Source organism: Paraburkholderia sabiae (genome assembly GCF_030412785.1).
Lineage (GTDB): Bacteria > Pseudomonadota > Gammaproteobacteria > Burkholderiales > Burkholderiaceae > Paraburkholderia > Paraburkholderia sabiae.
The window spans coordinates 536,482-550,832 of the sequence record NZ_CP125295.1; the positions used below are offsets into that span (position 1 = coordinate 536,482).

General features: G+C 64.3%; 14 protein-coding genes. 9 read left to right on the forward strand and 5 right to left on the reverse strand.

Translation table 11 applies throughout. The features are described from left to right. Window positions 1-14: 14 nt before the first annotated feature. The 4 genes from QEN71_RS02395 to QEN71_RS02410 all read right to left on the reverse strand — a co-directional run bounded on the left by QEN71_RS02395 (window position 15) and on the right by QEN71_RS02410 (window position 3,063). On the reverse strand, window positions 15-461 hold the full coding sequence (locus QEN71_RS02395; RefSeq protein ID WP_201650758.1) for a nuclear transport factor 2 family protein: 447 nt from the start codon (window positions 459-461) through the stop codon (window positions 15-17). Between the two features lie 175 nt (window positions 462-636). Beyond that, window positions 637-1,662 carry a lipopolysaccharide heptosyltransferase II gene (waaF, locus tag QEN71_RS02400; protein ID WP_201650757.1) on the reverse strand — a complete coding sequence of 342 codons (1,026 nt, stop codon included), beginning with the start codon at window positions 1,660-1,662 and terminating at the stop codon, window positions 637-639. Between the two features lie 211 nt (window positions 1,663-1,873). Further along, window positions 1,874-2,068: a zinc-finger domain-containing protein gene (locus QEN71_RS02405; RefSeq protein ID WP_201650756.1), complete on the reverse strand. Its 195-nt coding sequence runs from the start codon at window positions 2,066-2,068 to the stop codon at window positions 1,874-1,876. A gap of 71 nt (window positions 2,069-2,139) precedes the next feature. Next, window positions 2,140-3,063 carry a branched-chain amino acid transaminase gene (locus tag QEN71_RS02410; RefSeq protein WP_201650755.1) on the reverse strand — a complete coding sequence of 308 codons (924 nt, stop codon included), beginning with the start codon at window positions 3,061-3,063 and terminating at the stop codon, window positions 2,140-2,142. Window positions 3,064-3,360: 297 nt separating this feature from the next. On the opposite strand from QEN71_RS02410, the gene QEN71_RS02415 reads away from it, so the two are divergent. The 9 genes from QEN71_RS02415 to QEN71_RS02455 all read left to right on the forward strand — a co-directional run bounded on the left by QEN71_RS02415 (window position 3,361) and on the right by QEN71_RS02455 (window position 13,016). After that, on the forward strand, window positions 3,361-4,116 hold the full coding sequence (locus tag QEN71_RS02415; RefSeq protein WP_201650754.1) for an AzlC family ABC transporter permease: 756 nt from the start codon (window positions 3,361-3,363) through the stop codon (window positions 4,114-4,116). Next, the gene (locus tag QEN71_RS02420) at window positions 4,113-4,436 is read left to right on the forward strand and encodes an AzlD domain-containing protein (protein ID WP_201650753.1); all 324 of its coding nucleotides are present in this window, start codon (window positions 4,113-4,115) and stop codon (window positions 4,434-4,436) included. Before QEN71_RS02415 ends, QEN71_RS02420 begins: the two co-directional genes overlap by 4 nt. A 215-nt stretch (window positions 4,437-4,651) precedes the next feature. After that, on the forward strand, window positions 4,652-5,845 hold the full coding sequence (locus tag QEN71_RS02425) for a phosphoglycerate kinase (protein ID WP_201650752.1): 1,194 nt from the start codon (window positions 4,652-4,654) through the stop codon (window positions 5,843-5,845). 488 nt (window positions 5,846-6,333) lie between these two features. Then, entirely contained in the window at window positions 6,334-7,770 is a 1,437-nt protein-coding gene (pyk, locus tag QEN71_RS02430) for a pyruvate kinase (protein ID WP_201650751.1), read from the forward strand. Between the two features lie 241 nt (window positions 7,771-8,011). After that, entirely contained in the window at window positions 8,012-9,076 is a 1,065-nt protein-coding gene (fba, locus tag QEN71_RS02435) for a class II fructose-bisphosphate aldolase (RefSeq protein ID WP_201650750.1), read from the forward strand. A gap of 177 nt (window positions 9,077-9,253) precedes the next feature. Further along, the gene (locus QEN71_RS02440) at window positions 9,254-10,144 is read left to right on the forward strand and encodes a phosphoribosylaminoimidazolesuccinocarboxamide synthase (protein ID WP_201650749.1); all 891 of its coding nucleotides are present in this window, start codon (window positions 9,254-9,256) and stop codon (window positions 10,142-10,144) included. Window positions 10,145-10,168: 24 nt separating this feature from the next. Further along, window positions 10,169-10,678, forward strand: a complete 510-nt coding sequence (purE, locus tag QEN71_RS02445; RefSeq protein ID WP_201650748.1) for a 5-(carboxyamino)imidazole ribonucleotide mutase — start codon at window positions 10,169-10,171, stop codon at window positions 10,676-10,678. 73 nt (window positions 10,679-10,751) lie between these two features. Then, a complete protein-coding gene (locus QEN71_RS02450) occupies window positions 10,752-11,960 on the forward strand; it encodes a 5-(carboxyamino)imidazole ribonucleotide synthase (RefSeq protein WP_201650747.1) in 1,209 nt (402 codons plus the stop codon). Between the two features lie 12 nt (window positions 11,961-11,972). Continuing rightward, window positions 11,973-13,016 carry an L-threonylcarbamoyladenylate synthase gene (locus tag QEN71_RS02455; RefSeq protein WP_201650746.1) on the forward strand — a complete coding sequence of 348 codons (1,044 nt, stop codon included), beginning with the start codon at window positions 11,973-11,975 and terminating at the stop codon, window positions 13,014-13,016. Window positions 13,017-13,106: 90 nt separating this feature from the next. On the opposite strand, the gene QEN71_RS02460 is transcribed toward QEN71_RS02455, so the two are convergent. Continuing rightward, window positions 13,107-14,306 (reverse strand): SGNH/GDSL hydrolase family protein, encoded by a 1,200-nt coding sequence (locus QEN71_RS02460; protein WP_201650745.1) that lies wholly within the window; start codon window positions 14,304-14,306, stop codon window positions 13,107-13,109. Window positions 14,307-14,351 lie beyond the last annotated feature (45 nt).

The window sequence follows — 14,351 nt, forward strand, 5'->3', positions numbered from 1 at the left end:
TCTCGCGGGACGCTTCAGTGCAGCGCGCCCTGACCATGTCTCATTTTGGCAGCAAACTGCGAGGCTGTTTCGTTCGGCATCGCACTCGCGTGGATATGCGCGATCTTCCATTCGCCGCGTTCGTGGACCATCACGTAGGTGGTGAAGATCATCGACGGCAGGGCAGCCGGGTCGGCCGGACGGTGCGCTTCGGCAATCGCATAGACGACGGTGCCGAGGCTGTCGTACACGCGGATGTCGAGCGGCTCGATCGACACCGGCTGCGCTTCGAGCTGAATGGTCAGGCCCGAGCGGATCGCGTCGAGGCCATGCAGATGCGAACCGTCGGCGCAGATGCAGCTGACGAATTCCTCGTCGATCCACAGGCCCATCAAACTGTCGATATTGACCTCCGCGACCGCCTGGTAATAAGCGTTCAACGTGTCCGCAGCGGCTTCGAAGATGTGGGCAAAACGTGGCATGGCTTGTCAGTCTCTTGCGCGCTGCGCGCGCGGTTGCGGGTCAGTGGTGTACAGCAGGCCATCCGCCAGCATGCTCGCGCCGCAAGACGCGAGCATGACGCCGCAGAGGCAAGCGGGACGGCGCCCGCACGAAGCTCGACCGATGTCGCAGCAGACCGTTCGATGAGCCGGACGGTCAGCGTTGCGCGAGCAACATGCCGCGCAGGTCGTCGAATACCTGTTCGGCGCTCAGTTGCCGCAGGCAGTTCAGATGACCCAGCGGACATTCGCGCTGGAAGCACGGACTGCACTCGAGATGCAGCCATTGTACCTTTGCGAGGTCCGACAAGGGCGGTGTGTGGCGCGGATCGGTCGATCCGTACACGGCGACGAGCGGCCGGCGCAGCGCGGCCGCGACGTGCATCAGCCCGGAGTCGTTGGTGACGACGGCGCTGGCCCGCGAGATCAGCGCGCAGGCTTCGCCCAGCGCCGTCTGGCCGCACAGGTTGCGCACGTTCGGCGCGCGGTCGGCGATGGCCTGAGCGATGGGCGCGTCCTTCGGCGAGCCGAGCGCAATGATCTTCGTGTACGGGAACGACTGGCCGACCATCTGCGCGAGCGCCGCGAAGTGCTCGGGCGGCCAGCGTTTCGCCGGACCGTACTCGGCGCCGGGGCAGAAGACCAGCAGCGGCACGCGCGTGTCCAGATTGAAGCGTGTCGATACGCGCGCCGCTTCGTTCAGATCGGCGTCGAGGCGGGGCGGCGCGAGATCTTCGGGCACTTTGGCGCCGGGCGCGTAGGCAAGCGCCGCGTACTGGCCGACCATCGGCGGACGCTCGTCCTTGCGCGGGTTCGCGTGCCGCACGTTCAACAGGCCGTAACGGCTCTCGCCCGTATAGCCGATGCGCAGCGGAATGCCCGCCATCCACGGAATCAGCGCGGACTTCAGCGAATTGGGCAGCACGTACGCCGCGTCGTAGCCGACGTCGCGCAAGTCGCTCGCCAGTTGCCAGCGGCGCAGCATCTGCAGCTTGCCGTGCGCGAGATCGGTGGCGTAGACATCGCGGATTTCAGGCATCCGTTCGAGCACGGGCGCGACCCAGCTGGGCGCGACGGCATCGATCGCGATGCGCGGATGCAATTTCACGAGGCGCGCAAACAAAGGCTGCGCCATCAATGCGTCACCGATCCAGTTCGGTGCGATAACCAACGCGCGACGCATCAGGGTGAGTTTCCGGTGTCGAAAATAAGGCGCCGCGCGCTCGGGGCGCGCGGTGCCGGGTTGTCAGGGATAGTGCGCTACTGTGAGCTACATACGGCCCAGGCTTTATCGGCGTGCGCGGCGGAAAATACAGCGTTCCGCTTGCCTGACCAGGCAAACGACGCGCCGCGCGCCGCCGCAGCCCTCGCCGCAGACGAAGCGAATCAGCGGCTCAATGGCCCTTGATCACTTCGCCTTCTTTCAGCTTGTAGCGCGTGCTGCAGTAGGGGCAGCGCGCTTCGCCATGAGTCACGTCGATAAAGACGCGCGGATGGTTGCTCCAGCGCGGCATCGACGGATTCGGGCAATACGCAGGAAGATCTTTCGCCGACAGTTCGACCAGCGGCATTTCCTTGATTTCGCTCATAGGGACTTTCTCGTTGTATGCAGAGAACGGGCGCGACCAGCTTGATTTTGCCAATGCCGCGCCCGCGGAATTCAGATCTTCGTCAGCCAGTGCGCGTACTTCTCGCTCTTGCCGTTCACGATGTCGAAGAAGCCCGATTGCAGCTTCTCCGTGATCGGGCCGCGCGTGCCCGAGCCGATCGTGCGGTTGTCGAGTTCGCGGATCGGCGTGACTTCGGCGGCCGTGCCCGTGAAGAAGGCTTCGTCGCACGTATAGACTTCGTCGCGCGTGATGCGCTTTTCGATCACTTCGATGCCCGCGTCCTTCGCCAGCGTGATGACCGTATCGCGCGTGATGCCGTCGAGGCACGACGACAGATCCGGCGTGTACAGCTTGCCGTTGTTCACGAGGAAGAAGTTTTCGCCCGAGCCTTCCGACACGTAGCCGTCGACGTCGAGCAGCAGTGCTTCGTCGTAGCCGTCGGCCGTGGCTTCCTGGTTGGCCAGGATGGAGTTGACGTACCAGCCCGACGCCTTCGCGCGGACCATCGACACGTTCACATGGTGACGCGTGAACGACGACGTCTTCACGCGGATGCCCTTTCTGATGCCGTCTTCGCCGAGATACGCGCCCCATGGCCACGCGGCGATCGCGACGTGGATGGTGTTGCCCTTGGCCGACACGCCCAGCTTTTCCGAACCGACCCAGATGATCGGGCGCAGGTAGCACGACTCCAGCTTGTTTTCGCGGACGACTTCGCGCTGCGCGGCGGCAAGCGTTTCATGGTCGAACGGAACGTCCATCTGGAAGATCTTGGCCGAGTTGAGCAGACGCTTGGTGTGCTCGTTCAGACGGAAGATCGACGTGCCGCCGTCGGCCGTCTTGTAGGCGCGTACGCCTTCGAAGACGCCCATGCCGTAGTGCAGCGTATGGGTGAGGACGTGGATCTTGGCGTCGCGCCAATCGATGAGCTTGCCATCCATCCAGATCTTGCCGTCGCGGTCGGCCATTGACATACGGTTCTCCAGGCAGTGCGGGTTCGCGGGTTCGGATTCTGACGTCTGATCGTGACGTCCGGTTGGGGTATTCGGGGCGTGGCGCGACGACGACAGATGCACGCGCGCCATGCGGCGAAAAGCGATATTTTAGCGTCTTTTGCACAAGCAACGGGCATTTGCGGGCACCCCGGACGCTATAATCCGGCGGTTGCTGAAAACAAAACCGCGTGCGCCAGCGGCTGCTTCACGATCTGGCGCTGACCTCCTGCCATCGTGGCGTTCGTCGCGTTCATCGCGGCGCGCTGCATCCGTCTCATGCTCGCTCGCTTGTCCGAACTCGACCGCCGTGCCTTCCGTGATGGCGCGCGCGCCTATTCGCCGACGCTGATGGCGATCTTTTCGTGGGGCCTCGTGACGGGCATCGCGATGAGCAAGTCGGTGATGACCGTGCCGCAGTCGCTCGCAATGTCGCTGCTGGTCTACGCGGGCTCGTCGCAGCTGGCCGTGCTGCCGCTGATGCTCGCCAAGCTGCCCCTCTGGACGATCCTGCTGACGGCCGCGATGGTGAACACGCGTTTCGTGATCTTCAGCGTGGGCCTCGCGCCTCATTTCTCCTATCTGCCGCTGCACCGGCGCCTGCTGGTCGGCTATTTCAACGGCGACGTCATCTATCTGCTGTTCCAGAAAAAGAACTTCCCGCACGGCTACGTGCCCGGCAAGGAAGCGTATTTCTGGGGCATGGCGATCGCGAGCTGGCTGTCGTGGCAGGTGTCGTCGATCATCGGCATCCTGCTCGCGAGCCTGTTCCCCGACAACTGGGGCCTTTCCCTCGCGGGCACGCTCGCGCTGCTGCCCGTGATGGTGTCGGCGATCTCGTCGCGTTCCACCCTGGCGGCCGTGAGCGTCGCGGGCATCGTCGCGCTGATCGCGTTCGATCTGCCGTACCGCCTCGCGCTGCCGCTCGCCGTCGTGACGGCCATCATCGCGGGCACGGCCGCCGACGCGATGGTCGAGCGCGCCGACCTGCGCCGCATCCGCAACAGCACGAGACGTTCGGGAGACCTGCAATGAGCACGCTGCAAATCTGGCTCGCGATCATCGGCATGACGTTTGTCACAGCGCTGACACGCGCGCTGTTTCTGATCGGGGGTGAGCGCACGGTGCTGCCGGAGCGCGCGCAACGGATGCTGCGTTACGCACCCGCGGCGGCGCTCGCGGCCGTCGTGGTGCCGGACGTGGCCGTGACGGACAGCGGCGTGTCCATCGCACTGTCGAATCACGAGCTGTACGGCACGCTCGCGGGCCTCGCGTGGTTCCTGTGGCGGCGTACGATGCTCGGCACGATCGTGGTCGGGATGCTGGTGTTCACGGCGCTGCGGCTGATGTTCTGATGCTGCTTGCCGGCAGGCATGCGGATGTTGCGCTGCAATATCGCGCGACGCCCGCTACGGCAGGCAAATACTGGGATTCGCTCGGATCGGCTTAGATCGATCTGTCGATCGGTTAAAATAGCCCTCTCCCGGAACTTGCGCGACGCCGCCGGCACCGTTCGCGAGAGGCCGTCCGCGCAGTCCGCACCGCCTTCCAATCAACTCGCATACGAATCATGAACAAGGTATTGCGTCTCTCCGATCTGATCGCCGAAGGCAAGCTATCCGGCAAACGCGTCTTCATCCGCGCCGACCTGAACGTGCCGCAGGACGACGCCGGCAACATCACCGAAGACACCCGTATCCGCGCCTCTGTGCCCGCCATCAAGTCCGCGCTGGACGCGGGCGCGGCCGTCATGGTCACGTCGCACCTGGGCCGCCCGACGGAAGGCGACTTCAAGCCTGAAGATTCCCTCGCGCCCGTCGCGAAGCGTCTCGCCGAACTCCTCGGCCGCGACGTGCCGCTCGTGCAGAACTGGGTCGAAAACGGCGTGAACGTCGCGCCCGGCCAGGTCGTGCTGCTCGAAAACTGCCGCGTGAACAAGGGCGAGAAGAAAGATTCCGACGAGCTCGCGCAGAAAATGGCGAAGCTCTGCGACGTGTACGTGAACGACGCGTTCGGCACCGCGCACCGCGCCGAAGCGACCACGCACGGCATCGCGAAGTACGCGGCCGTCGCCTGCGCGGGTCCGCTGCTCGCCGCCGAACTCGAAGCGCTCGGCAAGGCGCTCGGCTCGCCGAAGCGTCCGCTCGTGGCGATCGTCGCGGGCTCGAAGGTGTCGACCAAGCTGACCATCCTGAAGTCGCTCGCTGACAAGGTCGATCAGCTGATCGTCGGCGGCGGCATCGCGAATACGTTCATGCTCGCGGCCGGGCTGAAGATCGGCAAGTCGCTGGTCGAAGCCGATCTCGTCGAAGAAGCGAAGGCGATCATCGAATCGGCGAAGGCGCGCGGCGCATCGGTGCCGATTCCGTCGGACGTCGTGACGGCGAAGGAATTCGCGGCGACGGCGCAAGCCACCGTCAAGCAGGTCGCCGACATCGAAGACGACGACATGATCCTCGACATCGGACCGGAAACGGCCAAGGCGCTCGCCGGCCAGCTCGAAAAGGCAGGCACGGTCGTGTGGAACGGCCCGGTCGGCGTGTTCGAGTTCGACCAGTTCGGCAACGGCACGAAGACGCTGGCTGAAGCGATCGCGAAGTCGTCGGCGTACTCGATTGCAGGCGGCGGCGACACGCTCGCGGCCATCGCCAAGTACGGCATCCACGACAAGATCAGCTATATCTCGACGGGCGGCGGCGCCTTCCTCGAGTTCCTCGAGGGCAAGAAGCTGCCCGCAGTCGCAGTGCTGGAATCGCGGGCCTGATAATGGCGACGCGCTCCCCCAACAAAGCTCAGAAGACGCGCAACGCGTCGCGCACGGCAGCGGCAGGGGAGCGCGCAGCGCGCTCCGCAGATGCGCTGCAACGGGAGGCCGCCGCACAAGCGGCCTCGCAGCAACACGATCACGCGCCAGTGGCACAGACCGCAGCCGTGACGGAAACAGAACAGAATATCGAACTGGCTGTCGTCGAAGCCGCAGACAACGCGGATCAAACAGCCGGTTCAACCGCAACGGTGTCTCTCGCCTCGCACACCGAAGCCAACGAATCCTTGCCTGCAACTGAAGTGACTCAAGAGGTCGCTCAGCCGCAGGCATCGAAGATCGCAGCAGCTCCCCACGATTCGACGCCGGGCCTTCAAGGTTCGAAGGGAACGAACGGCGCACCACCCCATGTAGCACCTGTCGTTGCGCAGCCTCCGCATCCGACTCCCAACGTTCATCCCAGCGATCCTATCCAGACGAGGAGACTCATGCATCGCGCCACCAAGATTGTCGCAACCATCGGACCCGCTTCCAGCACCCAGGACATCCTGCTGCAGATGATTCAGGCGGGCGCCGATGTGGTGCGTCTCAACTTCTCGCACGGCACCGCCGACGACCATCGTCAACGCGCGGATTTCGTACGTGAAGCGGCCCGGCAGGCAGGCCGCGAAGTCGGCATCATGGCCGATTTGCAAGGCCCGAAGATTCGTGTCGGCAAGTTCGAAAACGGCAAGACGACGCTGATTGCCGGCAATACCTTCATCCTCGATGCCGATTGCGAGCTCGGCAACGACGACCGCGTCGGTCTCGACTACAAGGACCTGCCGCGCGACCTGCGGGCAGGCGACACGCTGCTCCTGAACGACGGCCTGATCGTGCTGACCGTCTCGCGTGTGATCGGCAACGAAATTCACACGGTTGTGAAGATCGGCGGCGACCTGTCGAACAACAAGGGCATCAACCGCCAGGGCGGCGGTCTGACGGCACCGGCGCTGACCGCGAAGGACATGGAAGATATCCGCACGGCGATGTCGCTGGGTGCGGACTACGTCGCCGTGTCGTTCCCGAAGAATGCGACCGACATGGAAATGGCGCGTCAGCTCGCGAACATCGCGGGCGCGCCGTACGGCATCAAGCCGAAGATGATCGCGAAGATCGAGCGCGCCGAGGCGATTCCGGCGCTGCAAGGCATTCTCGAAGCATCGGACGGCATCATGGTCGCGCGCGGCGACCTCGCCGTCGAAGTCGGCAACGCGGCTGTGCCCGCGCTGCAAAAGCGCATGATCAAGATGGCGCGTGACATGAACAAGTTCGTGATCACGGCCACGCAGATGATGGAGTCGATGATCCACGCGCCCGTGCCGACGCGCGCGGAAGTGTCGGACGTCGCGAACGCGGTGCTGGACGGCACGGATGCCGTGATGTTGTCGGCGGAATCGGCGGCGGGTAAATACCCGGTGCAGACCATCGAAACGATGGCTGCCATCTGTATCGAAGCCGAAAAATCCGAGCACGTCGAACTGGACAAGGATTTCCTCGACCGCACGTTCACGCGCATCGACCAGTCGATCGCAATGGGCGCGCTGTTCACCGCGTATCACCTGGGCGCGAAGGCGATCGTCGCGCTGACGGAATCGGGCTCGACGGCGCTGTGGATGTCGCGTCACTGGACGCACGTGCCGATCTTCGCGCTGACGCCCCGCACGGGCAGCGAGCGCGCAATGGCGATCTACCGCAACGTCACGTCGCTGCATCTCGACACCAGCAGCGACCGCGACATCGCGCTCGCGCAGGCGCTCGAAGTGGTGGTCGGCAAGGGCTACGCGGCGCGCGGCGACATGGTCGTGCTGACTGTCGGCGAGCCGATGGGCCAGGCGGGCGGCACGAACACGCTGAAGATCGTGCGCGTCGGCGAGCCGGTCTGAGCGTGGAAGTTAGCCAGCCAAAACCCGCCGTCAGAGCGAGTTAAAGCAAGCCGTTACGTTGAGGAAGAACGGCGAGACCGAACGGCACGCGTGAAGCAGGAAGCCGTGTCCCCAAAGAGAGGTGGCGCACAGAGTTTGGGAGAGTGCGCTCGGGACACGGTCTGCTTCACGATAAAATTGCACGAAATTGCATAAATAGATGCCGTCGGCACAGATTTCGTTTCAATCTATGGAGTAATCAATGCCTCTCGTATCAATGCGTCAACTGCTGGACCATGCCGCCGAACACGGTTATGGCCTTCCGGCATTCAACGTGAACAATCTGGAGCAGGTGCAGGCAATCATGGCGGCAGCCGATCAGGTCAACGCGCCCGTGATCATGCAGGCCTCGGCAGGCGCGCGTAAGTACGCGGGCGAGCCGTTCCTGCGTCATCTGATCGAGGCGGCCGTGGAATCGTATCCGCACATTCCCGTCGTGATGCACCAGGATCACGGCCAGTCGCCGGCGGTCTGCATGGCCGCGATCCGCAGCGGCTTCACGAGCGTGATGATGGACGGTTCGCTCGAAGCCGACGGCAAGACGGTTGCATCGTACGAGTACAACGTCGACGTGTCGCGCAAGGTCGTTGAAGCGGCGCATTCGATCGGCGTGACGGTTGAAGCGGAACTGGGCGTGCTCGGTTCGCTGGAAACGCTGATGGGCGACAAGGAAGACGGCCACGGCGCGGAAGGCACGATGACGCGCGAGCAGCTGCTGACGGACGTCGAGCAGGCCGCCGACTTCGTGAAGCTCACGCAGTGCGACGCTTTGGCGATTGCGATCGGCACGTCGCACGGCGCGTACAAGTTCTCGAAGAAGCCGACGGGCGATATCCTGTCCATCCAGCGTATCCGCGAGATTCACGAGCGCATTCCGAACACGCACCTGGTGATGCACGGTTCGTCGTCGGTGCCGCAGGAACTGCTGGCCGAGATCCGCGAATTCGGCGGCGACATGAAAGAAACGTACGGCGTGCCCGTCGAGGAAATCCAGATCGGCATCAGGCACGGCGTGCGCAAGATCAACATCGACACCGATCTGCGTCTGGCCATCACGGGCGCGATCCGTCGTTATCTGGCGGAAAATCCGTCGAAGTTCGATCCGCGCGACTACCTGAAGCCGGCTCGCGAAGCCGCGAAGAAGGTCTGTGTGGACCGTTATCTGGCGTTCGGTTGCGAAGGCCAGGCGTCGAAGATCAAGCCGGTCTCGCTGGACAAGATCGCTGAGAAGTACAAGTCGGGCGAACTCGCGCAAGTCGTTCGCTAAGCGGCAGGCGGGCGCGCTTCCGGCCCGCCCGCAAGACGCAGGCAGTATTGCGCACCTGGCCATCTGGCCAGGTTGTCGTCAGATCGCCGTTCCCGCAATATCCGGGGAACGGCGTTTCCCTTTTGCTGTTTCCCTTTGTTTCGGGCAGTTTCAGGCCCATTTTTGCGAATCACGACGATGTCTACCCTCTACGAATCCACGCTCCGCTCGCTGCCGCTGCTCGGCCGCGGCAAGGTCCGCGACAACTACGCGGTGGGCAACGACCAGTTGCTGATCGTCACGACGGACCGTCTGTCCGCTTTCGACGTCATCATGGGCGAGCCGATTCCGGACAAGGGTCGCGTGCTTAACCAGATGGCGAACTTCTGGTTCGACAAGCTCAGCCACGTCGTGCCGAACCATTTGACGGGCGTCGCGCCGGAAAGCGTCGTCGCCGCCGACGAAGCCGAGCAGGTGAAAGGCCGCGCGGTGGTCGTGAAGCGCCTCGAGCCGATTCTCGTCGAAGCCGTGGTGCGCGGCTATCTGGCCGGTAGCGGCTGGAAGGACTATCAGGCAACGGGCGCCGTGTGCGGCGTGCAATTGCCCGAAGGCCTGCAAAACGCGCAGAAGCTGCCCGAGCCGATTTTCACGCCGGCAGCCAAGGCCGAAATGGGCCATCACGACGAAAACATCACGTACGACGAGATGGAGCGCCGCATCGGCACCGAACTGTCGGCAACGATCCGCGACATCTCGATCCGTCTGTACAAGGAAGCGGCCGAGTACGCGGCAACGCGCGGCATCATCATTGCCGACACGAAGTTCGAATTCGGTCTGGACGAGCACGGCAAGCTGTATCTGATGGACGAAGCGCTGACGGCGGATTCGTCGCGTTTCTGGCCGGCGGATCAGTATCAGGTCGGCACCAACCCGCCGTCGTTCGACAAGCAGTTCGTGCGCGACTGGCTCGAAACCCAGCCGTGGAAGAAAGAGCCGCCCGCACCGAAGCTGCCCGACGAAGTCGTCACGAAGACGGCCGAGAAATACCAGGAAGCGCTCGAACGCCTCACGGGACAGAAGCTCGACTGAGCGCATCGCATACGGAAAGACAACATGAGTGAAGCACACACGCACAGCGCGCCCGTCATCGGCGTGCTGATGGGTTCCAGCTCCGACTGGGAAGTGATGAAGAACGCGGTCGCGATCCTGCAGGAATTCGGCGTGCCGTACGAAGCGAAGGTCGTGTCTGCGCATCGCATGCCGGACGAAATGTTCGCCTATGCTGAAAGCGCGCGCGAGCGCGGCATCCGCGCGATCATCGCGGGCGCGGGCGGCGCGGCGCATTTGCCGGGCATGCTCGCCGCGAAGACGACGGTGCCCGTGCTGGGCGTGCCGGTCGCGAGCAAGTACCTGAAGGGCGTCGATTCGCTGCATTCGATCGTGCAGATGCCGAAGGGCGTGCCCGTCGCGACGTTCGCGATCGGCGAAGCGGGCGCGGCGAATGCGGCGCTGTTCGCCGTGTCGCTGCTGTCGGGCACGTCGCCGGAATATGCGGAGAAGCTCGCCGCATTCCGCGTGCGCCAGAACGAAGCGGCTCATGCAATGACGCTGCCGCCGCTGTAACGCGTAGCTTTCCACCTCGTCGTTCAACGTTTCACCCGGCCGATCCCCACATCGGCCGCGACCGACCACCAAGATGAATCCAGACAACACTCCGGTTTCACCGATTATGCCCGGCGCATGGCTCGGCATGGTCGGTGGCGGCCAGCTCGGCCGCATGTTCTGCTTCGCCGCGCAGGCGATGGGCTATCGCGTCGCCGTGCTCGATCCGGATGAAACCAGTCCGGCGGGCGCCGTTGCGGATCGCCATCTGCGCGCCGCGTATGACGACGAAGCGGCTCTCACCGAACTCGCACGCCTGTGCGCGGCGGTATCGACCGAATTCGAGAACGTCCCCGCCGCGAGCCTCGATTTCCTCGCGCGCACGACGTTCGTCAGTCCTGCCGGGCGCTGTGTCGCCGTCGCGCAGGATCGTATTGCGGAGAAACGCTTCATCGCGTCGTCGGGCGTGCCTGTGGCGCCGCACGTGGTGATCGAAACGTCGGACGCACTTGCCGCTATCGACGACGCCGCGCTCGAAGCCGTGCTGCCCGGCATTCTGAAGACGGCGCGCATGGGCTACGACGGCAAGGGCCAGGTGCGCGTGAACACCGTCGCCGAAGTGCGCGCGGCGTATGCGTCGCTGGGCGGCGTTCCGACCGTGCTGGAAAAGCGCTTGCCGTTGAAGTTCGAAGTGTCGGCGCTGATCGCGCGCGGCGCGACGGGTTGCTCGGCCGTGTATCCGCTCGCGCAGAACACGCATCGCAACGGCGTGCTGTCGCACACCATCGTGCCCGCGCCCGACGCGAACGCGACGCTCGTCGAGCAGGCGCAGCAGGCCGCGCTGCAGATCGCCGACAAGCTCGGCTATGTCGGCGTGCTGTGCGTCGAGTTCTTCATTCTCGAAGACGGCACGCTGGTCGCGAACGAAATGGCGCCGCGTCCACACAACTCCGGCCACTACACTGTCGACGCCTGTGCGACGAGCCAGTTCGAACAGCAGGTGCGGGCGATGACGGGTATGCCGCTCGGCGATACGCGTCAGCATTCGCCCGCCGTGATGCTGAATATCCTCGGCGACGTGTGGTTCCCCGCGAACGCAAAGGGCGACAAGCCGACGGCCGCCGTCACGCCGCCGTGGCACGAAGTCGCCGCGATGCCGGAAGCGCGTCTGCATTTGTACGGCAAGGAAGAAGCGCGGCCCGGTCGCAAGATGGGGCACGTGAATTTCACGGCCGCGACGCTCGAGCATGCGCGTTCGGCGGCGCGTGACTGCGCGCGTCTGCTGCATATTCCGACGAACTGAGCGCAAGCCGTTATGCCGGATCAAATGAAACCCGCTGACGTGACGTCGAGCGTCAGTGCCGACGAAATCGCGCACGCGGCAGCGCTGCTCGATGCGGGACAACTCGTCGCGTTTCCTACGGAGACCGTGTATGGATTAGGCGGCGATGCCGAAAGTCCTGACGCAGTCGCGCGCATTTATGCGGCGAAGGGCAGGCCGGCGAATCATCCTGTGATCGTCCATCTGGCTCCGAACGGCGATCCGAATTATTGGGTCGCGCAGTTGCCGTCCGAAGCCCAACGCCTGATCGATGCTTTCTGGCCGGGTCCGCTTACGCTGATTCTCAAGCGTGCCGCGCATATTCCGGCGGCCGTGAGCGGTGGTCAGGATTCCGTCGGATTGCGCTGTCCGTCGCATCCTGTTGCGCAGTCGCTGCTTGCGGCGTTCAGCGCGTTGCGCAATGGACATGGCGGCGTGGCGGCGCCGTCGGCGAACCGCTTCGGTCATGTCAGCCCGACCACGGCGCAACACGTGCGCGACGAGTTTGGCGATGCGATTCACGTGCTCGATGGCGGATCGTCGGATGTTGGGATCGAATCGACCATCGTCGATCTGTCGCGTGGTTTTCCGGCGCTTCTGCGGCCGGGGCATGTGACGCCGCAGGACATCGCCGACGTGCTCGGCGAAATGCCGCGTTTGCCCGATGGTTCGGACGCGAGCGCGCCGCGCGCGTCGGGCACGCTGAAGGCGCACTATGCGCCGCGCACGCGGCTCGCCTTGCTGCCGTTCGACGTGCTCGAGCCGCTACTGGCCGCGCGCGCTCCCGGCGAGCGTGTGGCGCTGGTGGCGCGTGCGTCGCGCGCAGGACATTGGGCGGAAGCGTCGGACGTGCATTTCGTCGCCGCGCCGGAAGATCCGCATCTGTATGCACGCGATCTCTACGGTCTGCTGCGCGCGTTGGACCGCGCGAACGTATCGCGCATTCTGATCGAGAAGTTGCCCGATACCATCGAATGGATCGCCGTCAACGACCGGCTCGGGCGTGCAGCAGCGGCGTTCGAGGCGAACGAAGCCTGACACTTTCGTAGCGAACTACGCGCATGAAAACAAAAAGCCCGGCTCATACAAGCCGGGCTTTTTTGCATCAAGGGCAGCGAAATAAACCGCTTACTTGCCCAGACCAGTAGCCGCGATCTTGCCTTCGACGAGCGTCGCGAATGCAGCATGCGCGTGCGTCGTCGGGTGGATCGTGTCGGCGAACACGTACGACTGGTCCGCGCCCGCGACCGTCAGCGTATTCGGCGAGCAGAACAGCGACGACGCGAATTGCTGGCCGTACTGCGCCGCCGTCATGCCGCCGACCAGCACCGACGGGTTCGCCGTCGCGTAAGCCGTCGCGTTCGCAGCCATTTGCGTGATGTTGCAGGCCGTGCCCGTCGTGTTGCTGAAGCCCTGCGCCGACGGATTGGCGAGCAGCGGCGTGAGCCAGTCGCTCGTCTGCACGTAGATCACCTTGTTCGTCAGGCCGCCTACTGCCAGCGCTTGCTGCAGCACGCCGTTGTACGTCGCGACGATGCCCGAAATCACCGTCGGAACCTGCGCATTGTTCAATTGCGCGGCAAGGCTGGCGGCGAGCGGCGTCTTGCCGATATCGGGCACGTCCATGACGACGACGTGCGTCGCGCCGCCCTTGAGGATCGTACCGATCTGCACCGCGAGCGCCTGCGCCATCGGACCGACCGTGCTCTGCGCGACCGACTGGACCACCAGCGGCGCCTGGGTCGGATCGGTGAGTTGCGCGACCTGGGTAGAGATCGTGGTCAGCATCGTCGACAGGTTCTGCAGGATGTCGTTGGCGCCGCCATTGATCAGCACGAGCTGATTCGAGTTGAAGCTGCCGTGATCGGTCAGGTATTGCTGGACCTGCTTCGTCACCGGCCACGTCGTGGCTGCCTGGTTGTTCGGCGCGTAGCCATTGCCGTCCGTGCGCGATACGTCCGAGCCGCCCTGCGCGTAGCCGTAGCCGCCGTTGGCCACGAGCGCCTTGCCGAAGCCGCCGACATACGCCGGCGTCAGCGTGTCGCCGTAGTATTCGGCGATCTTCTGCGTCCACACTTCACCCGGATTCGTCGTGAAGCGCCCGCCGCCGAAGCTCGAGGTGATCACGGGCGAATACGTGCCGACATCGGACAGGCTGTCGCCGAACGACACGACCTGCAGCTTGACCCCGCCCGCCGGCGTCGTGCTCGCGTTGTTATTGTTGTTGTCGCTGCCGCCGCCGCAAGCGACGAGCGTCGCGAATGCCGCGCATGCGACGGCGATCCGCGCGAAACGCACGACGCCAGTGTTGTTTGATGCTTGCTTCATAAGATCCTTATCTCCTCGTATGGTCTGGCCTCGAGCGATGTGTCT